Genomic DNA, 23,311 nt, shown 5'->3' with positions numbered 1-23,311 from the left:
CTCTACTGAAAGTGTGCGCGTTGTCGCGGGGGTTTGCCCCCATCACTTTTTACCTGAACGCACCTGTCTCCCTGCTAGGTGCAGCATCACCCAGATAAATTTGCTTAGAATTTTCAGGAATGTGAATCCAGTCAAGGTCTTTTAAACGATGTTTCAAATTACGTTTTGTTATTCCAAGTTCATGTGCCATTGCATCAAGGTGAGACTCCTTAGTTAAGTCACGTCCCTTGCGTGTTTCTTCTAACTTACATCGAGGCATCAGTAAGCAACTGGCAAAATACTGAGCTTGCCACTCAATCTTTTCAAGCTGTCCGCTAACATTACGGCATAGGAACGGCTGCATATTTATCTCAATACCCTGCTCTGACCGTTCTATAAGAGAACCAACTGCGTTGTGGTTAATGTGAAGTTCCCAGTGTCCAATCTCATGGGCTAATGTGGATTCTCCATATCCTCCATGCAGTCCTGGAACATCTTGATTGATTACAATTTCACGTTTTGTAGGCAGTATCAGAGCCGCTATTGACCCTTTTTCATCAGGTGGTATGCTTTCCCAAACAACACCTATATCCAAAAAATCAGCTACACGAGTAGCATCAAAAGGCCATCTTGGAGAGTATTTAGGTGTAGCTTGCATCCGACTGAGAAGGTGATTAGCCTGACACTCAATTTCGCTTTTGGGAATGAAGCGATACTGCTTAAATATATTCAATTCGGCTTCTCCTGCTGATCTGATTGTGTAGCATCCCGAAGAAGTTTTTGAGCAAAATCAGGGTTTTCCTGCATTCTGCGTAGCAAAGCAGGTACTTGTTTGTTATAAGTCTTGAGAAGTTCACCAAAAATTTTCTCGTCATCGGTTGTGATTCGACCAGCCAGATACATTAGCTCTTCTTCGCGTTCAGTTAAATCAAGGGTTAGCACTAACAACTTAATGACCTCTTCACTGGGGGGATACGCGGCGTGGTCATTCTCCAGTTTGGACAGGTAGGTGTAATCCACATCTACTAACTTCGCCAGATCACGCTGACTGTACCCCTTGTCCCTACGGGCTTGACGAATAACCTTGCCAAAAGTTTGATTCACAGTTTTTTCCTACTTAACTACAAATCATATCAGGGGTTGACTTTATTAGTCAACATAAGTTAGCGTCTAATAGCAGGTTGACTGCCTTAGTCAACAAACGAATTGAACATTAACTATGGTGGACATAAAAAACTGTCGGAGGAAAGAAAATGCCAACACCTTGGCGACCGTTTGCTAGTTACAACCTGTGGTTACAGTTCGCTCCACCAATAGGGCAAGAACGCTGGCATTGTGATATGAAGCGAGGTTTTACTAAGGCGCGATCGCGTGAACCATTAGTTGCAACACTCTTGGCAACTGACACAACACCACAGAGGATTGGTCTACTGGCACAACGGGGAGTTTACGAATTTCATCAAGACCCCCTGATGTTATACCGCAGTGATGCTGTTACGAAAGTGGCAGAAATTCTGCAATTAAACCAAGAGTCAGCGGTCGTTCAAGAGCGAGTGATTTCTATCCTGAAAAACTATTATTCAAATCCCATTCTTTTTGGGAAGAACATTATCAAGTTGAGTCGAGGTGATGAGGGATTTCCAGAACCGATTTTAATTGAGCAAGGTAATTATCAATTCAACTTATTCGCTGCTATTGACTGCATTTTTAAAGAGCAAGATGGCACGCTGCACATCTTAGATTTCAAGACGGGTCAAACTGACTTTGACCGACGACAAGCATATGTTTACTTGCTAGCAGCAAGCTTTCTCTATCCTACTCAACCGGCTGTGGCATCGTTTTACAACTTGGAAAATCAGAAGTGGTCTGACCCCATTACTGCAACAGCTAGTCACCTAAACGCTTTTCAGATTGAAATGGCGCGGATATCCCAACAGCATCAAAAAGATTTGCAACGTTATAGGCATTCCCCATCTGAATTTAAACGAATTTTTCCACCCAATCCTGGCATTAACTGCCAATACTGCCCATTCAATTCAATTTGTTCGTTTTCTGAACTTGAGGTTTCTGCATGACTGTTGCGCCCGTTTCTGTTTCTCAAGCTCCAACATCTCTTAGTGAAATTTTCCCGCTCACTATCTCGCAACCTAATTTGATGTGCTTTCGACTGACTCCAGAGATTGAACGTCAAGATGGCAATCGTTTGGGCTTCCGTTTTAGTCGCAAGTTCCCTGAGATTATTGTCACCTGGCACAATGGATATTTTTTTATTTTAGCTAAACCGGGTCAGCCTATGCCTAGCCAAGATGAATGGCGAAAAGTACTCTTGGAAATTCAAGAGGAATTGAAGGAAGATATTGGCGATCGCTACTACTCAATTCAATGGGTACGCCAGCCACAGGCAACACCTTTAATCCTTGCCCAGCTTGCTATTCAAGTATTAAAAGTAACTCGTCCATTTTCATCTGTAACTGTTCGGGCTGATAAGGGAGTAGAAGTCATACGAGAACTAGACTTTTGGGCAGAAACTATTGAATTGCCAGAGGGTTTAAAGCCTGCTTTAACTTTAACTATTCACAGCAGTATTGTATCAAGGGGTGATTTAGCTGACTTCTTGGAGAATCACCCCTATCGGCACGACCCAGAAAAGCTTTTAATTGGTTTGAAAGTTCAAGAAATTGAACGAGGTGGTAACTGTACTATTACTGGAATTGTAGGAACGGTTGGAGAACACAGAAAAGAACTAAAAGAAAAGGCAACTGGTTCAATTAGTAAACAAAAACTAGAGGAAGCACCCCCCGAACAACCCCTCGTTGCTGTACAGTTTGGCAAGAACAAAAAGCAGTTTCATTATCCGTTAATGGCTTTGCGTCCCTGCGTCACCGCCCAAACATCTGAGCAATTGCAAGTTAAATACGGAGAGTTGCTCAAGGCAACTAAAATTACTCACCAAGAGCGACAAAAACTTTTAATTACATATAAAACACAAGCAGATATTTCTCTATCCGCTTATGGATTTCAGTTAGGGCGTAGTATTAACAGCCGTGATTACCAAACATTATTTTGGCATCCACCAGTAGCGATTGAGCAAACCCCACTCCTTTTTGGTAGAGGTGTTAAGGGTATTAGAGGTGAGGTACTTAAGGGACTCTCTAAAGGTGGTGTTTATAGTCGTCATGATGATTATCGTGAACATTCAAGAGTAATTCGCATTGTCGCTTTGAAGCTTTGTGATTTGAAAGTAGATAAATTTTTAGAGGAAGTTCGACAAAGGTTGAAAACCTACGGCTTTCAAAGTGAAATTGTTCACAGAAAAGCATTGCCTCAGTTGAGTGGCGCTGAAGCCAGGGCTGAACTGGAGAAAGCCGTTGATGAATTGGAGACAACTGTCAATGAATTAGTAACGGTTCCAACTGATATCTTTTTGACGTTTCTGCCAGAGATAGACCGCGGTGCTGATAATGACGAGGGCGGTAGTTTATATCAGCGGGTATATTCGCAGTTGCTCAGGCGCGGAATTGCTAGCCAAGTAATTTATTCTGATACATTGAGCAGTGTTGACCACAGACAAATTCTTAATCAGGTGATTCCAGGAATTTTGGCAAAGCTGGGGAATTTGCCTTTCGTTCTGGCTGAACCTTTAGAGATTGCTGACTATTTTATTGGGTTAGATATCTCCAGAGAGTCTAAGGAAAAGTTACCCGGAACTCTGAATGCCTGTGCAAGTGTACGTCTCTATGATAGGCAAGGGAAGTTTATTCGCTATCGGCTGGAAGATGCTTTGATTCCAGGTGAAGAAATCCCGCAACGACTTTTAGAAACATTGCTTCCAGCAGCTGAACTGAGAAACAAAACTGTTTTAATTTACCGGGATGGCTCTTTTTGCGGTCAAGAAGTTGAGCATTTACTGGAATGGGCTAAAGCAATTAACTCAAAATTTATTTTGGTGGAGTGCAAAAAGTCTGGCGTTCCCAGACTTTACAACTTAAATCAACAAAAAATTGTGACTTCCCCAGAAAAAGGGTTGGCACTTCGTTTATCATCCCATGAAGCGGTTCTGGTAACAACTAAGGTTTCAGATCGGGTAGGTTTGGCTCGTCCTCTACGTTTGACAGTGCGTGAAGAAGGACACCAAGTATCAATTGAAAGTGTTCTAAAAACGACTCTAAAACTGACGTTGCTGCATCACGGGGCATTGCAGACCCCTCGGTTGCCAATGCCCCTCTACGGAGCAGACCGCATGGCTTATCTGCGGTTGAATGGGATTTATCCTACGAGTATGCTGGAAGGCGATCGCCAATTTTGGCTGTAGAGAACCCCCCATTGCTCCAAATTAATGAAGGGCGAACGCTATTCAGTCGAGTTCCAGTCCCCGCTCCTGTTTCCGCCTTTCTTCCTGCTGCTCTAAAAGTTGCTCATTCCAGTCCAATGCTTGTGGACACATCCAAGTCGCCCCTGGCAGCAGTGGTTTGATAGCTTGCGCCATCTCGTTTCCAGCATCATCTCTATTATAGGCAGCTATGACTGTGGGGATTGTCTTGAGAAACTCTACAGGCAGACTCCTAGAACTATCTACTGCTATGTACATTGTCCTTTGTTGGGGCATTTCTCCCAGTGCTTGGACTTCCAGCATTGCGAACGACAATGCATCAATGGAAGATTTACAGAGGACTACTCTCTGGATTTCATCTGTTGGTTGCCCACCCCAGCGTATGTAGAACCACCCCTCAATACGTTTAGTGCCAGTGGTATATCCCATGAAAGTATTGTCTTCACCTCTCGTCCCCCTCAAAAACGCCCCAGTAGTTTCACCGTCCAGCCCTCTCATCAAAAAGACAGCATTTTGTTGAGAGTCTGCATAAACTAACCCGCTTGTGTGGAAGTGTTGCACTAATTTTGATGGCAATCCCCGTTTCTGAGTCAGATAATTATGAACTGCCTGCCAGTTAGTTTCGTCCTCGACAGGGGGTACAAACTGAGGCGTTGGCTCTGTTTGGGCAATCTCAATAGCTTGTTTCTTGGCATGGTGGGTGACGGCTCTCTCCATTTCAGACTCACCAAAGCGGTCATTTAACCAAGCGATCGCTTCTTTAAAGTTGCACCCGTTTACGTGCATCACCAAGTCGATAGCCCCACCGCCACCTTTATTTACACTGGGAGAAAAGTCATACCATTTAGAACCATCTATATTAATGATATGGGCCACACCTTTCCACCGGAGATGGGCCACACCTTTCCACCGGAGATCGCCTTTGGTATCTTGAGTTAATCCCAGATGCCAAGCCACATCTTCTAGGGGAAGGTCGCGCAGTTGATCAGCAAGTTGCTTAAGTTCAGAACGCAACTGTTGGTTTTCGGCTGATAACTGTTGAATGCGTGCTTCTAGCGCTTCATTTTCTTTGACCAGTTGTTTAGCAGTCGCTTCCATCTCCTTTTTCTTTCTAATAGCCCTGTCTCTATCAGCAGCTTTAGCTTGAAGTTGTTGAGAGGTGAGTTTCCCAGGTTCTAGGTCTTTCCCCTCTTCCACAATCCGGTAAAAGTCTTTTATATCCTGGTGTTGGGCTTTGCTACCCTTGATGCCTCTTTCTAACCCCAGGTGCTGCATCGCGGTGTGGTAGTCATCCTGAAAAGCCATCATCTTTTGGCGACCGTCGAAGAAATGATTACACCGGAGTTGTCCATCCTTGTCGAGGGGTACGAGGTAAGCGTGCAAGTGTGGTGTCGCCTCATCTAAGTGCAACTCGCACCTCACAATCCTGTCTTGGTAAGTCTCCTGTAACCATTTGAGGTTTGCATCAACCCATTGTTTAAGTTTGTCTTCGTGGTAGTACCCGGCGCGAGTTGGGTCATCTGGACGATAGTACTGGGGTGATGCGGTGAGGAGAATCTCGACACAGTAGACAGCATCAGTACGAATCTTGCGCTTTTGTTTGTACTGGGCAATTGTTGCCAGCACCAAATCTTCCAAGCGTTCGTTTTGTTCAGTGCTGCCGATGAGCCTGATATTTTGTTTGGATGAATCCGCGTTAGGTGTTTCCCGCATTCGGGCAGTATGCGCTTCACTGCCAGCAAGATTGTGGCGTTTGAGTTTTTTGGTACGAGCGATCGCGTAGCCGTATGTCATATTTGAGTTGAATCATTGTGGTTTTCATGGTGTGTTTGTTGCTTGATTGATGGGAAGATAAACTGTAGTAAATGCTTTTATTGCTGATAGGAGCATCCGCGATTCTCCCAGAGGGGGTGCGCTACTTGCCCCGCAGGGCGAACGCAGGTTATTTGTGACGAGCGACAGCAAGGCATTGCCACAGGCAACCCGTAGGGCAAATAACCGTAGTGAGTACGACTATTTTATACTCTCCACCCGAAATCTGTCTTTGGGGTAGCACCTAGTGCAGTTTTGGCACAGTTTGAGTGCAATTTCTGCACAATTTGTGTTGGTTAACATGGCTTGATTCCTCAACAGTCGATTTAAATAGTGGTGCAAAATACGTAGATTTTTTGAGGCGATTTGAGGCATTGTTGAGCCAAGATGGTGCGGTAGTGATTTTCTGATTGGATGCATGACCGACATCTATCTCAGCGTGGACGTGGGTGGGTCACAAACTAAGATTATTTACCAGCTACCTGGCTCCCCAAAACCCAATTACTTGTTAATGCCACCTGCGGTTGAAGAGATTACCAAAACCAAACTCGACAATTACATGGCACGTTTGGGATGGATTGGCAGTCCTAGTCCTGACCAACAATTGTGGGTTGAGTGGAACGAACGTGTGGTGGTGTTGGGAGATTTCGCATCAGAGTTTGACCCCCAAGACAGAATTAAGGAACTCAAATACGAGAATGCCCTGTGGAAGGTGTTGGGGGCAATTGGGCTGATTGTAGAAACTAGCAATATTAAGGTATCGCCGAAAAAGCCGTTAAAGGTGGAGTTGGCGCTGCTGCTTCCCTGGAATGAATATAGCGATCGCCGCAAGTTTGAGGAGCAATTACGAGTAATGCTGGCTGGCTTTGGGGTACGAAATACTCCATTGAAGGTGAATTTGCAACGCTTTTTATGCCGTCCAGAAGGTGGGGGATTGGCTGCTGTGAGGATTAAGCAACAGGGAATTGATTGGTTGCGTTCTGTTCAGTTGGGGGTGCTGATGTTTGGTCACAGGAATACGACTGCACTTTACTTCGACCGGGGACAGTTAAAGCTGGGAGATAGTCCGCTGTTGGGGTTTGCCAATATGCTGGATATGGTGATTGAGATGACAAGCGGTCTAGACCGGGAACGTTTGGCTCTAGCTATATTCCAAGCGCGGTATGCTGTTCAAGATGAGATATATAACCCAAATTATAATCACACCCGCCGTCCCAACTGGTCTACATGTGCGGCAATTATTGCTTTAGCCAGTGCCAAAGACTCAAATTTAAGAGATAAGGAAATTCAAGATATAGATAAGGCTATCTCTGTGGCGACGGCTGAGTATTGGGATAAGTTGCAGCGGTGGATGAGTCGGGTTTTGCCGGAGCAACTGGATGAGGTGATTATTGGTGGAGGTGCGGCTTATCACGTTGAGCCGGAGTTGGAGAAATATTTCAACTGCGAACCAAAAATAGAAACTCAGTCTAGTTTAAGTAGGGACAGTTACGGTAGTGGCGGTACAAAAATTAGAACTTCGGGATACAAAAGTAAGAATTATAACAAACATTTCACACGGATGATTTGGGGTAGTGGTATAAGCGAGCAGGTCAAACAAACTTTTAACTTGGAGAAAAAGCAGTTTGGGGAACAGTGTACTTCCTCTCGCCTTGTGGACTGCTTTGGGCTATTTGATTATTTGGTGGGGTTGGAGTCGAAGGAATGAATTTTGGGCTTTTTGATTATTTAGAGGGACTGGGATTCGGCAATGAGTAGAACCAGGAGAAAGCGTGTTTCTTTGAGTCTGCGTCTCCAGCCTTATGAGGGCGACCCAATGGCGGAAGTTGTTGACTACCTGAACTCTCTGCCCAAGGATGAGGTTAATCGCAAGGTGGCAGATATTCTGGTGGCGGCTTTGTTGCCTTATGCGCGATACTACAGTGGGAAGTATACTCAAGAGCAGCTGCGTTTTGCGTGTTGGGAGGCGCAGGATTGTTTAAACAAACACGGCAGTAATATGCGTTTGGCTATGTCTGTGGAACAGCCACAGTTTGTGTTGCCAAATCAGGTTATGCCTCAATCAGGAGTGATGGTAAATGCTAATGCTCCTGCCAATAACGGTAAGACTACTCTTCTTGAAAATACGTTGCAGGAAGCAGAACATAAGGGGCGACCAACTTCAATGGTTCAAGGTAAAGCTTCATCACAAGATTTGGACAGTATTTTTGGGGATGGTTGACTGCCAGGAGAATTCTGCTGAGCATTTCAGAAAATACGTAAATTGCGCGATCGCACTCAAACGACGAGGCAATGAGAATATGGTGGAGTTAAGTTGATAGGAACTGTCGATGCAGTCGTTTGAACCAGGCTTTATCGAACGCCAGCCAATTACTCAAAATCTACTGCGTACCGTCCGGCTTATTGGTGAGTACAAAGGCAAGCAGGAGTTGTTCAAAGAACAGTCGCCCCAAGTTTTGGAGACACTACGTCAAGCGGCGATTATTCAAAGCACCGAGTCTTCCAACCGTATAGAAGGCATCACAGCGCCCCTGGAACGCATCAAGGAACTGGTAGCCGAAAAAACTACACCCCGCGATCGCTCCGAACAAGAAATTGCTGGCTATCGAGACGTACTTACCACCATCCACACCAGCTATGCTCACATCCCTTTCACCCCTGGAGTGGTGTTACAGCTGCATCGTGACCTTTACCAGTTTACTGTTGGTGAGGGTGGGCGCTGGAAGTCGGTAGATAATGAAATCAGCGAAACTTACCCAGATGGCAGGAAGGTTGTGAGGTTTCAGCCAGTCCCCGCTTATGCGACACCAGATGCAATGCAACGATTGCACGAACAGTTCAACCGCCTCTTTGAGTCCGAGGAAATCGAGCCATTACTGCTCATCCCCACTTACATCCTGGATTTTCTGTGCATCCACCCTTTTAGTGATGGCAATGGACGGATGGCTCGGCTGCTAACACTACTGTTACTATACAAAGCTGATTACGAAGTGGGTCGGTTTATTAGCTTGGAACGGATTGTAGAACGCACAAAAGAAAGCTACTACGATACACTTTATCAATCGTCGCAAAACTGGCATCAAGGACAGCATAGCTTGTTGCCGTGGTGGGAGTATTTTCTGGGTGTAGTAGTGCTGTCGCCGTACCGGGAGTTCGAGCAGCGAGTTGGGTTAGTCAGTTCGGTCAAGGGTGCTAAAACAGCTATGGTGCTAGATGCTATTGGCAATATCGCTTACGATTTTTCTATCAAGGATTTACAGGAACAATGTCCCACGGTGGGAATTGACCTAATTCGCCGCATCCTACGCCAGGAGCGTACCTCCGGGCGGCTGGAATGTTTGGGGCGAGGCCCAGATGCGCGTTGGCGCAAGAAATAGGTACTGTACCTATTAAATAGGTACTGGAAACCCGTTTAGTACCTATTTGTTGGGAAATTCAGTTTGGAGTTGAAGTTTGGAGTTGAAGTTTGGCAGCAGAAACTGTGCCACGTTGGTGACTCGACTGGTTCAAGGTATTTTTGAAGAGCAATTAGATAGTTACAAACTCAACCACATATAAAAGTCCGGTATTATTTGTTCCAATCTACGTAGTTCCGCAGCTGCAATTTCCTCAAGCAGCAGGACTGCACACCACCGCAGCTCTTCACTCCAACTGCTTAGGATGGCTTTTACAGCCGTAACTCCATTCTTAATGCCCTCCCTTAGTAATTCAACACAAGCTTTTATCGGGGTGTTTTCTCCATCTTCTGGTTCACAATCTCCAAAATCGATGCTTTCAACTTTGGTATCCACTCCCGACAATGGGGGTTCCCCTATACCATTATGGGGGGGGGTGGATACGGGGCTGTTTGGCGACGCAACACCATATCTAGTCTGCATTGCGGACTGATATCGCTGTTGGTCAAGGGCTGCTTGTCTCGCCCGTTCTTCCTTTTGGGCACGTTTATTGGCACGGTGGGCAATTACCGCATGAGCAAAATCCAATTCCTCTTGAGATAGCGAGAAATGTTTAACCTGTTTACCCCGTGGCCCAACTTTATGGTCAACCAGTTTTAATCCCAGTTGTTCTAGCAAAACCCCCAACAGCCATATTGGTTGGCAGTTAGAGGGAACTGTGAAACCCAAAATCGCTTTAACATGAGGCGCACAATATTTGGCGATATCGGTCATTCTCAACAAGTCGGGGTCATTAGCAGTAATCTCAACGCCTGCTACTAAGCGTTTGAGAATATCATGCAGTCCCAAGTTAAACCTAGCCAACCACCGCGCCGAGTAATTGCCCCAGTCCATGCACAATGGTAGATGGAATCGCTCTTGGAGGTCTTTGTCTGCCACAATTCTTGGCGGGGAAGGGTATTGTCTTCCGGTACGTGCATCCAAAATTGTGCCCTCTGGCTCTGATAGAATTGCTTCTAAATGGGCGATCGCCCTGGACAATCTGCCTGAGTTGTCTTTTTCCACCAGAAGAGGAGTTACGGACATCCCATAAGCATCCAGTATGCGGAATTTCTCACATTCAAACACTTCTAACGGTGTGAGGTAGTCTTTGCTAGTACGCTGGCGATATTCGGTAGGGGAGATATCTTTGGCTTTAGCAACAGCTGCGTAATAAGCAGTATCTAAAGCAGCACCGGCATCTTTCAGACGCTCCTGGGCTAGTTTATCTGACTCCGCACCCATAGGTATAATTTGATTGCCCATCTCACTCAACAAGTCGCGTAAATCAGCCCGCAGGTTATTTATGGATTGATGACGAGAAGCCATGATTTGGCAGTACGCATCTAATGCCCATTCTTTCTCAGCACCACGAGAGCCAGTTTCCCGGTCAATCCGCAGCAGGAAAGCTGTCATTTCATTGGTTTGCAGTAACCGTTCTTTGATTTTGGTGGCGTTGGTGTCAAGGTAGCCAAAGGGAGGTCGCGGTGCTACCCAGACGTGAATTGGTACTTTTGGGCGATAGCGGTACAGTTGTTGGGCGCACTCAGTAGCAGTTTGGGAAACCCCGTGAAAAACGCCAAAAACGGCATCAAAATGATATTCAGGGATATCGACCCCTGTACCCAAGCTAGGAGAGGTTAAAAGGGCATCCAGGCTCTTTACAGCGTTAGTTATGTCTTTAATGAAGGCGACATTTTCTTCACTCCCGGAGTTTTCGGAGTGAATCGCCCATACTCTTAGGGGTGTGGGGTTGCAGGTCTGGGGTGTAGTGCCATGAGTTGGTATGGGGGCTAGGGGTTCCCTCTGGGGCTGGGAACTGTGGTCAGCAAAGTTGTGTACTCTGGTTTCTCTCGTTATGGGTGAGACACTTTCCCCTAGACTGCCATCTGAAGTGTATGGGGCTGTAGGCGCTGCTGTGCTTTCTTCCCCAACACCCAAAACCTGACACCCGACACCCTGCTCCTGCTCATCTGAGTCTTCCACCCGCACCGACATAGAGAGCGACTGTTCAAGTTTCTTAATAAAGCGCTTCGAGTCAGAAACCACCATGATCTTCTGTCCCATCATCAGCGCTGCCGAAATCTGAGCGACTAGGGCAGAAGAATTATCGCCTTCATACCAATAAACTAAGCGATCGCCATTTTTCCAATTGTTTTTGATGATGTATGGTACTTCCCATGAAGGACGCATTGCCCGGAAGAAGTCTACTGTCACATCGTCCATGTGGGCGTCGGCGATTACCACTAGTGGTGCATTATACACGATATATTCTAGTACTTCAAGAATTGCAGCCCGATGCTCCTTGCAAGTTTTGCTGTGTAAGAGGTGCGTTAAGTACTGGCAGGCTTCATCAATAAAGACACAGCCGTAATTGAGGGCGTTGGTATTGAGTTTGTGCAAGCTGTCGATGGTGATGCTGAGAGCTTGTACTTTGGCTAAATCTCCATGCTGGAGTGCGGAATATATTTCTGTTTGCAGGCGATTTGACAGGTTTTTGAGCAAGTTAACCCGATGTCCATTGTTGAGGAATTTTTTATCTGGGTTTTTGTCACGCCAGCGCCGCATTAGCTCGGTTTTACCTGTACCCATGTCACTCCACAGGGCCACCAATCCAGATTGGGGTAGTTGGAAGGTGGGGTGGTGGGGGAGTGGGAGAGTGAGCGCACCTTGTCCTCTCTGGGGTTGGGGGCTGTGGGGGAATTGCTCATTAACACGAACCCCCTGAACCCTCTCTCCCCCTCCTCCCTGACTGTTAAGGGATTCTTCCCCTAAATCTTGAACGTCCAAGGCTTGAGTTAGATACTTGACATTTACGGTAATATGTGGTTTATATTTGCTGCTTAGTCCCCGGTTTTTTCGGAAGTACGATCGCTGGTAATCTTTAAGGCTTTTGGCATCATCGACGATCGCACTCAGTAACTCGTCGGCTTTTTCGCCACGGGCAACAACAAAATCATCTACGCCTTTTTCTGGCCCTGGTAGCAATGCTACCTCGCAGATACTACCTGCTGCCTCAATTGTCTTGCCAGTACGCACGGTGGCTTGGAAGACTGACCAACGAGTTTTAAGTTTTGTTTCGTGGTCGAAGAGGATAATAAACTTGCGCCCCTTTTGTGCTATGGGCAGCAAGTCGGGGTGCAGGCGTTCGTCAAAATCTTTTTTCCCAACCCGTCCGTTCCAGATACCGGGGAGGGCGATCGCCACAAATCCCAGACTTAACAAGCTAGCGGCTTTCTTTTCGCCTTCACACAGGATTATTGGGATTTCTGGGTGTCGCTGTACCCACTCCCAAAATAAGCGCGGATTAAGCCTATCTTGCAAGCGCAGCGCTAGGGGGGAATGATACCGCTTGATATTGTACCGTTGCGCTACTAAATCCCAAATGCAGTCGGGAATATCGAAATAGGTAACACGGTTGGGTGTTTTGGGTGGCGATTCGTACTTGACAAGTTTGCCTTTTTCTGAATCAATCCGGGGTAGGGAAGGCTTAAATCGCCCCCATTCCATCGGTTGCCAATTATTAAGGGGGTCAAGTCCGCTAATCCATAATCCCCCCGAAGTGGCGTGCTGGTACTGCTTTAAGAAGCCATCCGTGACTCGACCAGCGTTTTTGCGGGGGATGGCATTGGAGATGAACAGGTAAGAGAAAACTACTTCTCCTACGATGTGGATGAAATTGCGATCGATCAGCGCGGGGTGGATGGCGCTCTTAGCGGCAAGTTCGTGGTACTCGGCAGGTGTGAGGTTATTCGGGTAAAGGTTGGGGGTGTTGTCGTTCATGAGGCATCACCCCTTCTGCCACTATTACACCTCAATAGTCCGGGAATGGGACACAAAAGAGAGAAAGGTGAAGGGGAAAGCGATTGACTTGAGACGTTAGACACGCTTGAAATTTGTATAGAAATCTTCACGGTGGTTATTCCGATACGGAACAACCTTCTTTCATACCATCCCGCTTTTTTGACCCTGAAAAATCGAGGCCGCTTAACTTAATTAACTTAATTAAGCTTGTCTACCAAGCTGGAACTCTTGATTCACAAAGGTTTCAAAAAAAATGCGTAGGTCGATCCTATAAGTGGCGTAGGGCGATCCTATAGATTTCGTAGGGGGATTCTAGAAAAACTTGTCTACCCACTCAAAGCTATATGGAGTAAAGAGTTTCGGGTTTTTATTCTCAATAAACTGAGTAGACAAACGATTTATCAATGGTTTCAGCTTTTTACTTATTGAGAATAACTTGAAGCTGGAAAGATATAAACAGCCCTAAACCTTTTATTGAAAGGGATTTGGGGCTGTTTCTTTTAAGTCGGATGTAAGGATTAGTTTAAAAAAAGGTTAAAAAAACTATTACCCGATTCTAGAGAAGTAGACAGAATGTAAGGTGATTTTAGGGAGAGTAGACAATGTAGGGTATGGCAGTTGAGAAGCGCTAAATGAGCATTTCAGCCAGCCTCCTAGCATTACCCCAAGTAGACAGGCGTGGGCGCGGTTTTAACAGGTCGCGGAAGTCCCCATCTTCTCTGCGAGACGCTAACGCGAACAAGGTACTCATTCGATGGGGATTGTGAGCGGGTGATGTTCGCGGAGCGTCACGAAGTGAGGATTGCAAAGGCAATTAATTTTTTGCACAGCTTTCAACAAATGCCATAAGTATGACTGTTTCCCCAATTTTTCTGGTAAAATGTTCACTCGCTCAGAACTTGGTTCAATTCTGGAGCTAACCACTCCCAAAGCAGTTTTAGATGAAGGGCTTGAATCTTACGGGTTCCATTGCACCACTTGCCAGGAAGCGATTTTTGCAAGCCCAGTCGCTCTGCAAGATGCGATTTAGTCCATCCTCTTAGTTTCAAAGCTTCTTCCAACGCCCATCCAGGAATTAGTTTTTGGCTATTTTCTAGCGCTGTGGTTTTTTGCTGGTTAGGGTGCGAATCTTTACTCTCGGTAAGTACAGTTTTAAGGTTTGTCTCAGAGTAAGGCTTGGGCTTGCTAACTGGAAGTGCAGGAGCGTTAATCGCTTCTAGCTTTTCCTGAATTTTTGTCGTAGGTTTGATAATTACTTTGGCTTCTAGCCAAATATTTAGCCACCCATTGGGTCGTCGCTGCCCTTCTATATTTTTATCTTCTGGTAATACCCAAATTGGTTGAATTGATTCTGGGTAGGTAACTAAATCAAAACTAATTTGCCAACCTAAATCCTGTAGGCTTAGTAAAGCATTATCCCACTGTTCAATTAGTTCCTTTCTTTTATAACGATTACTCGTACTCTGAAGCTCCTGCAATTGTGTTTCTGAAAGATATCCTATCCGCTTTAGTAATGTTCCTACCTTGTATTCTCCATCAATTTTAATTCGGCTCATTATGGTTAGGAATACTGCTAGCTTTGCAGCCATCGGATTTTGATAGGGATTGATTTGCAGAGTGCTTTTAGCTAAAAGTCCGTACTCATACAGTGAGCGGTAGTTGTCTAAATCCTGAAACGGTCGAACCCAGTCATTAGCCCCAACCGTGATGAATAACTCTGTAGGCTCGTCAGTCTCATTGCTAACTTTATTAGGCTGATTATGTTCCACGGTTGGAGATACGTCTCCTTCATATCTAAGCTTCAACCGCCACATAGCTTGAATTTCGGCTGAATATTTCATCCGCTTTAGATCAAGCTCATTAATGGTAATACTCAGGTGGGCTACTTGCTGGGCAAGAATTCCGAGTTTTTTCAGCTTATTACCTAAACTTAAATCTGTTCTATTACTCCAACCAAAAGTTTTAATTAAATCAGTTCCTTTGATGGTAAATGCACCTGACCAAGGTTGATCTAAATCCGTGGCGCAAGACGCAAAAACTAAAAACATATAAGCAACTTCTGGGTTAAATTTCTGAATAATTTCCCAGGCTGCATTCCCAGCTACAAGTTCTATTCTGTTGGTTTCCGGGTTTTCTTTAATGATGTTGTGTTCTATGAAACCTTGACCAAAAAAGCGCCGAAAACAAGGAACCCCCTCAATATCATCCCAAAGGGTTTTTCCTAAACAAGCTTGCGCTCCTGATAAGTAAGGGTGAGAAGTCATTACGGGAGCATCATCAGTTGTTTGAAATAATGGTGGTTTGGTCACGGGGACTGTTTTTTTAACAAGCCCTACTAGTGAGCATAAATCCTCTACATACAAGCTTTCATAATTATTTTTTATGCGATCGCTATTAGCCATAAAATTATTTTGAAATTATCTTTTACACCTGACTCCGCCCATATCAGCTAAATGCCGATGGTGTTGTAATCAACGTTGCTAAGGGGTGACTGACAGACCAATGTACTAAAAAGAGTCTAGTCAGTCGATAGCGACGTAGATTCCTGGTGCGCTAGCCAGATAGGCCGCGATCGCTCATTTAATGGTAGCGATGGGAGTTCTAAAGGGTTGATTTTTGCTACATTCACTTTTTCTCCTCTCTTTGTCTGCGTTCTCTGCGTTCAATCAATGCCCTTTTGACTATTGCAAGAATTAGCTGTGGCACAGACCTAAACTCAGATTCAGCCCACTGCTGCAACTCCTCATAGTCATCAGGGTCAAAAGTAACGGTAGTTCTGGGCTTCTTTGTAGGCATTCAAAGGCATAAATCATCTACTCAGTAGACATTATGCGCTGTCCTGCTACTTACCCTAATTAAAACATCACTTGATGTACTAGTTGATAGGTGATGCACTTGATGTTATCCTAACATTCATAGACTAAAAACGCCCAAAAACCTGACTGCAAGCCTATTTGCCGTTGAATTTGGGTGGCAGAGTTTTATTGTCAAAAAAATCGCCTCAACCAACTCCTGACAAAGGATTGAGCGCCTGAAACTCTAATATCTGGAGGAACTCAATAATGATTGCTACTCAGCTAAAAGAGGCTGAAACACCCCAAACTACCCCAGCAATAGCTGTAGGAGACGATTCAGGGGCAGGGCTAAAAAAGCTTTGCTTAGGCAATGGCACTACCCAAACAAGAGTCCGTACTCCTTCAAAAGTCTTGGAAATAAAGGAAGAATTGCACGATATCCTGACCTCGAATGAAGGTGGACACTTCTTCTACCACTCAGGCGACAGGCAGGATTTAGTTGGGCGGGAATTCCTCACTGGTACACTCGCAGCCTGGAAAGCCCCTACAACCCACATCAAACTCAGTGACGACCCAGCACTAAAAGCTGAATACGGCTTGCACACATTACTTGGGGCGTTGGCTACCCTGCCCTACCGTCAAGAGTGGAACCTGCATTTAGTGCTATCTATACATAATGTGAAGGTTTTCAAAAATTTGTTAACCGACAAAACCAGTGGCAGTCACACAGTCAGTTTCAACGGCAAAAATACGCCCACTTCACAGGTCAATTTGAACGTGAGTTTGGTTGTCCCCGAAGGTGCTGGCTCCTACTCCTACTGCGTTTCAGCTAAACCTGAACCATTAATTGACCGCAGCGCCCATGCCATCGCAGTAGATTTTGGTACATCCACGGTTATCCCGACTGTTTTTGCCCCAGGCGGCAGCATTATCCATCGCCAAGTTTTAGAGGTAGGGGGATGTATCGATTTGTTGGATGCAATCGCCGCAGATCCAGAATTGGTTCAATTCTTGGGAACGGGCAAAGCGGGCAGCATTGAAATTATTCGCCAGGGTATTGAATCAAAGCAATTTCAGTATGGCACTCGCAATTTTAACTTCCGCCACATTTATGCCCGTCATCTCAAACCTTGGTTAGCAGATCGCCTGCGCCTTGCCTTTAAGGAAGTGGAAGAATGGAGAGATGCCGCTCAAAGTTTTGTTGCTTGGGGCGGTGGTGTCGAGATGCCAGGAATAGCCTCCATGCTGCAACGAGAAGGTATTACCCCAGTACCAGAGGGATGTTGGGCAAATGCAATTGGATTGCAACGCATGGCATTTGGCAGAATGCAGCGGGGGAAATAACCAATGGCTGAGAACAAAAGAGTGCGCCTAGAGCCACATATTGAAGAGTATCTGAAATCTCATGCTATTAGGGTGTTAGACAAACCAGCATCTTTAGTTACCAGTGCTGAGTTAACTACCCTGACAAACGCCATTATCTACGAACACAAGCTGGCGCAGTCGATGGCGAAACAGATACCATTCGCCAAATTGTTTAGTTGGCTGATGAGTTGGGTTCCTGGTAGTAGAGTTGTTGGATTGAACCAACAGGCGACGGATGCTCCAACACTTAAAGCATCTGTTCCAGAACCAGACAACTTTGAATTTGACGCAGACTTGGGTGATTTATACGAGTCGGAGGCAGCATGACAATAGACCAAATCGCTAAACTCAACCAAATCGAGCAGTGGTTGGGCGAAATCATCGCCAGTGCAGAGTTTAAAGTCATTGTCGATGACTATATCCCTTCCGTGGATGTAACCTTGGGGGATGCAAAGATGGCAGTCAGCCAGTTATTGAATTACCTACATGTAGATGTACCCAGAGGCGACGCAAAGATTTTGTCAGCCAGTGCATGGAATGTGCAGCCAAAGCATTTAAAGGAGAGTGACACTACGGACTGCGAATCTCAGGTGTCACTCCTCCTGCCTTCATAAATCCCAGTAATGAGATTTAGGACATTAACCATCATGACAAAACCAGTAACTTATTTCACCCAGACTGACCAAATTGACCGCCTTGTTGAACGCTTCGGGTCACAATTAGACTCCTTAGACCATACTGAGAAACTTGCCTTGAGAGCTACACTGACTTACTACCTGTTTCACATCGAAGTTGCTGAATTAGGAAAGTACACCCTGGAACACGCTGCTGATGAAACATTGCAGGGGTACTCAGAAGAATGTCAGAGCAATATCCGTGAAGCGATCGCCATTCTTGAGGGCATTGCTGAAGACGAGGTAGAAGGGCTAATCGAAGCGCTGACTGCCCAAATCCGTTGGGGCAATACCAGAAAGATTTTGACTAGACATTAATAGTCATTAAGCAACGTCCCAGGTGTTGACCTGGGGCAATTTCTAGGAGGACTTATGGATTTTGGAATCAAAAACCCAGCAATGGGACACAGCTCCCACATCGACGAAAAATCCCTCGCCTGGGGAGGTGTAGACGCTGATATCCTTGCTTACCTCTCCGATGTCAGCAAGCTAGAGCAGTTTGCAGACATGGCGCAGAATGCCGACCAACTCGCGCAGTACCTCGACCCCTTCCTGGAAAACGCCTCCAAATACTTTGAGGCGATGCAAAAGCTAGCAGATGGGCAGGTGACATGGACGGAACTAAGGAAACAGTTCGGCTCGAAGGTTGCGAACGCGATCGCCAAAATCAGGAAGCTCAACGCCGAATTTGATGCCGACATGCAGAAGGTTGATGCCCTAGATAGGGCTGACTTACTGCGGATTGAGCAAAAGCGGAAGAATGCACTAACCGAGATAGCCACGCAACTACACCAAGATTTACAAGCTGAATTGTGGCGGCATGAAAACAAGATGTCCTCCATCGAAAGTCGCCACCAAGTAAGCGAACAACGTCAAACCATCCAGGAGGGGTTGAGGGCTAGAAGGCAGGAATTACTTGCCCGTGCCCGATACGGCTCCAGGGCGCTGAACCCCCACCAAGAACAATCGGAAACGATACCAGTATCAGTTGCTTCGTGGACTCTGGAAGCGAGCGATCGCATTTACTTTTGCATTCGCACTCCCCACCAAGGACAACGGTGTGTCGATAATAACAACCGACCCTACCGCATGACCTTATGGCACTGGCAGCAGTGGAAGAAAGACGGGATGCCCACGGTTGTTGTACCCAATGAGGGTATTTCACCCAAGGGTTTGGTCAAAGCTACTAACCCCCACAAACCCCTGTGGGCGATGGGTGCATTCGTTGGGTTTGCCACTGCGGGCTGGATGTTGCGTCACCTCCAAGACAACGAGCGCAAACTGGCTAACTTCCAAGCCATAGCAGAAACACGAGATGTGGCACAAGCAGAACTTAAAGCGCGATCGCAATTGCTAGACGATTACCGTGAATTGGCAATGGCGCAAGTTGAGTTACAATCCTCACTCGACATGATAGCCAACGACCACACGGTAGACATCCAAAAAGCTGAAATCTTGGGCGAAACCGAAATCAAAATCACCCAGATGTCAGCTAACGACGCGGTGTTTGAAGCAGAAACTGCTGGGATGAGTGAGCAACAGAAGCAGGAGTACATCAACTTTCTCAAGTCTCAGAAAACCCCATACCTGCAAGGAAGCCAAACTTTACAGGGAACCGTTGACCCCAGCGACAAAGTAGAAGGTTCGGGGGATAAAGAAGCACGCTTAGAAAGTGAAAATACAGGGGGTGAAATTTCTGAAACAACCCAAAATCCGACTTCTAGCAATGATGCAAGTCCCACCCTGGAGCCGCTTAATCGCATCTTGGGTGCCAAGCGCTCAACCCTAATTGTAGGTGGCACTGGTGCTGGTAAGAGCGTCACTGAGAGCTATATGCTCAACAGGTTCAGTAAACGGTTTCCCCAAGCGGATGTCTGGGCGATCGCTCAAAAGAATGACAGTTTTTGTGGGCTAGACAAAAAAGGACGGGTACTTTTATTTGACCCCCTAGAACCACAACTGGCGATGGCTGCCATTGACCAAGTTTACAACAGCTACGACCAACGCCGTCGAGTACCGGAACACCGCCGCCATGAATTTGATAATCAACCAGTCAGGTTAATCCTAGCTGATTGGCATTCAATCTACGAAACAGTAAAAGATGAAGCATGGTTTCAGCCCTACCTCAAGAAAATCAGCACCATTATTACAGTCGGTAGAGAACTAAATGTTTGCCTGATTATCGACACTCAATCGTTTAATTTAGCTGCCTTGGGTATAGGTGACAGCAACATTAGAAAAAACCTCTACATCATCGCTCAAGGCAATTATAACGTCGAGCCAGATGGCACAGTTAATGACAGCTATGGTGTACTGTACAACCTAATAAATAATGCCAAGATTGTAGAAGATGCAGTACTGCGTTCCTCATTAAAGGAAAGATTTACCGAGCTAAAATCACAATCCAAGCAACTAGGACAACCGCTAATATTTATCTCAGTTGACCCGATGCAGCTAGATATTCTACCAGATATCACCAGTTATAAACCAGGAATCAAACCAGCCATTCAACTTGATACAGTTAGTCCGGAATATCTTGATAATCTACTCAGGCTGGAATTCGATATTGATGTCCCCACGACTAATATAAATAGTCCGCTTAATCAAACAACCAATCATCGGGTTGATGAAAATGCTAGTGATGACAATCAAGCCAGCCCAGACATCAAACTAACCGAGATTCAAACCAAACTGGTTGATTATCTCAAGGGGAAAGGTGCAAAGACTCCACGTCAAATTAAACAGAATGCTGGTAGTAAATTCAAGGGCGTATCGGAAGCACAAATCCGCGACGAACTCAACCTACTTGTACAAAAAGAGAAAGTCATTTGTACAGGTGAAGATAGTTACAGATTAGTCGATTAGGTTGGACTGTTGGTTGGGTTGGATAAATTGCACTTTTTGGGGAATATATCCACTCTTACCCAACACATCCAAAACCAACCTACATACCCAAAAGTATTGACATATCGAAATTACAGCATCCAACACCAATCCAACAATTCACTCTCTTCCCCAACACCAATCCAACTTCTAAGTAGTAGATAATCCAACAACAAATCTTTGACCTATATCTCCACTATCAAGCTAATTTAAATTCAGTAGATCACAAATTTATCTGAATCCGGCTGGGTGTGGGGTGTAGGGGGTATTGATAAATTAGTTATTTACTTGTCAGTCAAGATATATTAATTTTCTTAAATTCTTCAGAGAATCTGCCCAATGTTAAAATTGAATTACGCGCTTTATACATGACAAATTCGCCAAGCACTATCTTGTTCGCGCCGCCTCCCGCAGGTAATAATTACTAATTGGTACTTTCGATGACGAATTGAGCGCAATTATTGAACCAATAATAGCTATTATCTAATGATAATTAGGAAGTTTCAGGTAGAAAAGGTGCAGCTAAAAGTTGAATTAATCAGGCGTGCTGATAATCTATTAATTGAAGGCTTTATTGTTGATTTCGCGCCGAATCATGTAGATGATTTTGCCAATTTATGGCTTGAGCAATTGCGTATGGTTGAAGCCGACGATAAATTCTGGGACTGGGCTTTCAAGCGCGATTTTATTGATAGGAACGAAGAATACGAAGGTTATGCTTTAGAGGCAGAAGGTTGTACGCAGGGATTGATGAAGATAGAAACGCAACGTCACGGTTCAATTGAAGCCTTGGGACGGAGGCTAGTATATATTGAATACTTGACGACTGCACCGTGGAGCTGAGCGCCAAAATAACTTCCGCCCGGACGGCACGTTGCCTGCTGGTTGGGTGCGGGTAACTCCTTCTATGTACTCTGGGAGTGGTTACGACCGAGGACATATTGTGCCATCGGCAGACCGCACCAAGACAAAAGAGGATAATTCCTCAACTTTCCTAATGACCAACATGATGCCCCAAAGTGCCGATAATAATCGCAACACTTGGGGGAATTTAGAAGACTATTGTCGAGAGCTGGTAAGCCTTGGCAAAGAACTTTATGTTGTTGCAGGGCCTTTTGGCGGCCAAGGCGAACCTCTTAAGGGTAAGGTGACAGTTCCCAAATCAACTTGGAAGATTATTGTGGTTTTAGACAGCCCAGGCTCAGGACTTGACGGTATTACCGCCAGTACTCGGATCATCGCGGTTAACGTACCGAATGAACAAGAAATCAACAATGACTGGAGAGCTTATAAGGTCAGTGTTGACGAATTAGAGAAACTCACAGGCTATGATTTTCTCTCTAATGTTTCCCCAAATATTCAGGAAGTTATTGAAAGCAAAGTAGATAGTCCTTAAGCAAGTCAAGTTTCTACAACTTGAGTGGAAATACCCGCTAAATTTCCTGCCGGGGTTTGACCAACAATATAAACATTAACCTCTTTGTGTCCGAGGCGATACACCTGCAAATTGCTCAGGTTTTCTTTCAGTGTTTGCACAAGAGCTTGAAATTTGTTAACGCTTGCTTTCTCTTCTTCGCCGTGCCAATCTTCAGGAGTCGTAGCTACTTTGAAAAAATCGTCAACCCCCACGATTTCAACGGGTGTATCTTGTGAATGATGTGTCTGTTGTACAACTTTTTCAGGTGTCGCAGGTGCAATACCTTCCCAAAGAAAAACCTCAAATGGATATTCCGACTCACTCATGAACAGTAAACCATCGGATGCACGTTTTAGCTGCTCAACAATTTCTGAATTGGTGCTAGTCATAGAAAAGAGATCACTTGTCGAATTTCGTACTTGTCCCCATTGCGGTGTGGTAGCACTCCGGAGCAGGCAGGGTCGAAAGTTGTTCAAAGAGCGTTTAACTTGCCGGATGATATAACCCCGTATTTTCGTTAAATTCCCACCCCATACCTGATCTATCCTTGCCCTTGCACCATGCCACAAAAAGCGGTGGATGCAGATTAATTCGCTGTTCACGTATAGTTTCTATCGTTAAACCAAGTCTTGAAGCTAAACCTTCTTCCGTTAATGGTTGGATTCGCGGAGTATGCCCTTGATAGGATGAATTGTTGTAGTACGATTTCTTCTGCCGCCTTGGTTGGTTGTTGAGATGATTTTGAATTTTAATAATCGCCTCGGTAAACTGTGTCATTCGGGCTGTCATCCCCTCAATTTTTTGTTCTAAATCGGCGA

General features: G+C 45.4%; 19 protein-coding genes and 1 pseudogene. 12 read left to right on the top strand and 8 right to left on the bottom strand.

Features of this window, described 5'->3' with window-relative positions:
* Positions 1-49: 49 nt before the first annotated feature.
* Together VB740_RS23165 and VB740_RS23160 are read right to left on the bottom strand one after the other, a co-directional pair.
* The gene (locus VB740_RS23165; protein WP_323202251.1) at positions 50-712 is read right to left on the bottom strand and encodes an ImmA/IrrE family metallo-endopeptidase; all 663 of its coding nucleotides are present in this window, start codon (positions 710-712) and stop codon (positions 50-52) included.
* Positions 709-1,083: a helix-turn-helix transcriptional regulator gene (locus VB740_RS23160; RefSeq protein WP_323202250.1), complete on the bottom strand. Its 375-nt coding sequence runs from the start codon at positions 1,081-1,083 to the stop codon at positions 709-711. The genes VB740_RS23165 and VB740_RS23160 overlap by 4 nt, the downstream gene beginning before the upstream one ends.
* Positions 1,084-1,232: 149 nt before the next feature.
* Here VB740_RS23160 and VB740_RS23155 point away from each other — a divergent pair, with 149 nt between their 5' ends.
* Both VB740_RS23155 and VB740_RS23150 read left to right on the top strand, forming a co-directional pair.
* Complete coding sequence (locus tag VB740_RS23155) at positions 1,233-2,054, top strand: PD-(D/E)XK nuclease family protein (protein WP_323202249.1); 822 nt, start codon at positions 1,233-1,235, stop codon at positions 2,052-2,054.
* Positions 2,051-4,291 (top strand): Piwi domain-containing protein, encoded by a 2,241-nt coding sequence (locus tag VB740_RS23150; protein WP_323202248.1) that lies wholly within the window; start codon positions 2,051-2,053, stop codon positions 4,289-4,291. Before VB740_RS23155 ends, VB740_RS23150 begins: the two co-directional genes overlap by 4 nt.
* A gap of 42 nt (positions 4,292-4,333) precedes the next feature.
* Here VB740_RS23150 and mobV read toward each other — a convergent pair whose 3' ends face one another.
* The gene (gene mobV / locus VB740_RS23145) at positions 4,334-6,103 is read right to left on the bottom strand and encodes a MobV family relaxase (RefSeq protein WP_323202247.1); all 1,770 of its coding nucleotides are present in this window, start codon (positions 6,101-6,103) and stop codon (positions 4,334-4,336) included.
* A gap of 436 nt (positions 6,104-6,539) precedes the next feature.
* Between mobV and VB740_RS23140 the strand changes: the two genes are divergently transcribed.
* From VB740_RS23140 to VB740_RS23130, 3 genes are all read left to right on the top strand, one after another.
* Complete coding sequence (locus tag VB740_RS23140) at positions 6,540-7,829, top strand: ParM/StbA family protein (protein ID WP_323202246.1); 1,290 nt, start codon at positions 6,540-6,542, stop codon at positions 7,827-7,829.
* A 42-nt stretch (positions 7,830-7,871) separates the two neighbouring features.
* Positions 7,872-8,342: a hypothetical protein gene (locus tag VB740_RS23135; RefSeq protein ID WP_323202245.1), complete on the top strand. Its 471-nt coding sequence runs from the start codon at positions 7,872-7,874 to the stop codon at positions 8,340-8,342.
* 109 nt (positions 8,343-8,451) lie between these two features.
* Positions 8,452-9,498, top strand: a complete 1,047-nt coding sequence (locus tag VB740_RS23130) for a Fic family protein (RefSeq protein WP_323202244.1) — start codon at positions 8,452-8,454, stop codon at positions 9,496-9,498.
* Between the two features lie 159 nt (positions 9,499-9,657).
* Here the strand turns inward: VB740_RS23130 and VB740_RS23125 are convergent, their stop codons facing one another.
* The 3 genes from VB740_RS23125 to VB740_RS23115 all read right to left on the bottom strand — a co-directional run bounded on the left by VB740_RS23125 (position 9,658) and on the right by VB740_RS23115 (position 16,155).
* Positions 9,658-13,338, bottom strand: a complete 3,681-nt coding sequence (locus VB740_RS23125; protein ID WP_323202243.1) for a DUF3854 domain-containing protein — start codon at positions 13,336-13,338, stop codon at positions 9,658-9,660.
* A gap of 905 nt (positions 13,339-14,243) precedes the next feature.
* Entirely contained in the window at positions 14,244-15,761 is a 1,518-nt protein-coding gene (locus VB740_RS23120; protein ID WP_323202242.1) for a helix-turn-helix transcriptional regulator, read from the bottom strand.
* A gap of 223 nt (positions 15,762-15,984) precedes the next feature.
* Positions 15,985-16,155 carry a ribbon-helix-helix domain-containing protein gene (locus VB740_RS23115; RefSeq protein WP_016876050.1) on the bottom strand — a complete coding sequence of 57 codons (171 nt, stop codon included), beginning with the start codon at positions 16,153-16,155 and terminating at the stop codon, positions 15,985-15,987.
* Between the two features lie 266 nt (positions 16,156-16,421).
* On the opposite strand from VB740_RS23115, the gene VB740_RS23110 reads away from it, so the two are divergent.
* From VB740_RS23110 to VB740_RS23080, 7 genes are all read left to right on the top strand, one after another.
* A complete protein-coding gene (locus VB740_RS23110) occupies positions 16,422-17,498 on the top strand; it encodes a hypothetical protein (protein WP_323202241.1) in 1,077 nt (358 codons plus the stop codon).
* Positions 17,499-17,501: 3 nt separating this feature from the next.
* A complete protein-coding gene (locus VB740_RS23105) occupies positions 17,502-17,846 on the top strand; it encodes a hypothetical protein (RefSeq protein ID WP_323202240.1) in 345 nt (114 codons plus the stop codon).
* Entirely contained in the window at positions 17,843-18,133 is a 291-nt protein-coding gene (locus VB740_RS23100; protein WP_323202239.1) for a hypothetical protein, read from the top strand. Before VB740_RS23105 ends, VB740_RS23100 begins: the two co-directional genes overlap by 4 nt.
* Before the next feature lie 33 nt (positions 18,134-18,166).
* On the top strand, positions 18,167-18,511 hold the full coding sequence (locus VB740_RS23095) for a hypothetical protein (RefSeq protein ID WP_323202238.1): 345 nt from the start codon (positions 18,167-18,169) through the stop codon (positions 18,509-18,511).
* A gap of 54 nt (positions 18,512-18,565) precedes the next feature.
* Complete coding sequence (locus VB740_RS23090) at positions 18,566-21,058, top strand: type IV secretory system conjugative DNA transfer family protein (RefSeq protein WP_323202237.1); 2,493 nt, start codon at positions 18,566-18,568, stop codon at positions 21,056-21,058.
* Between the two features lie 534 nt (positions 21,059-21,592).
* Positions 21,593-21,919, top strand: coding sequence for a hypothetical protein (locus VB740_RS23085; protein ID WP_323202236.1), 327 nt, complete (start codon positions 21,593-21,595; stop codon positions 21,917-21,919).
* A gap of 31 nt (positions 21,920-21,950) precedes the next feature.
* A complete protein-coding gene (locus VB740_RS23080) occupies positions 21,951-22,472 on the top strand; it encodes a DNA/RNA non-specific endonuclease (protein WP_323202235.1) in 522 nt (173 codons plus the stop codon).
* Between the two features lie 5 nt (positions 22,473-22,477).
* Here the strand turns inward: VB740_RS23080 and VB740_RS23075 are convergent, their stop codons facing one another.
* Entirely contained in the window at positions 22,478-22,882 is a 405-nt protein-coding gene (locus tag VB740_RS23075; RefSeq protein ID WP_323202234.1) for a nuclease A inhibitor family protein, read from the bottom strand.
* A gap of 94 nt (positions 22,883-22,976) precedes the next feature.
* Positions 22,977-23,311, bottom strand: a pseudogene (locus VB740_RS23070) (hypothetical protein); the annotation flags it as partial.

The sequence above is a fragment of the Nostoc sp. UHCC 0251 genome (assembly GCF_034932245.1).
Taxonomy (GTDB): Bacteria; Cyanobacteriota; Cyanobacteriia; order Cyanobacteriales; family Nostocaceae; genus Nostoc.
The sequence above is the reverse complement of the archived record's forward strand: the minus strand, read 5'-3'. Positions and strand labels throughout refer to the sequence as shown.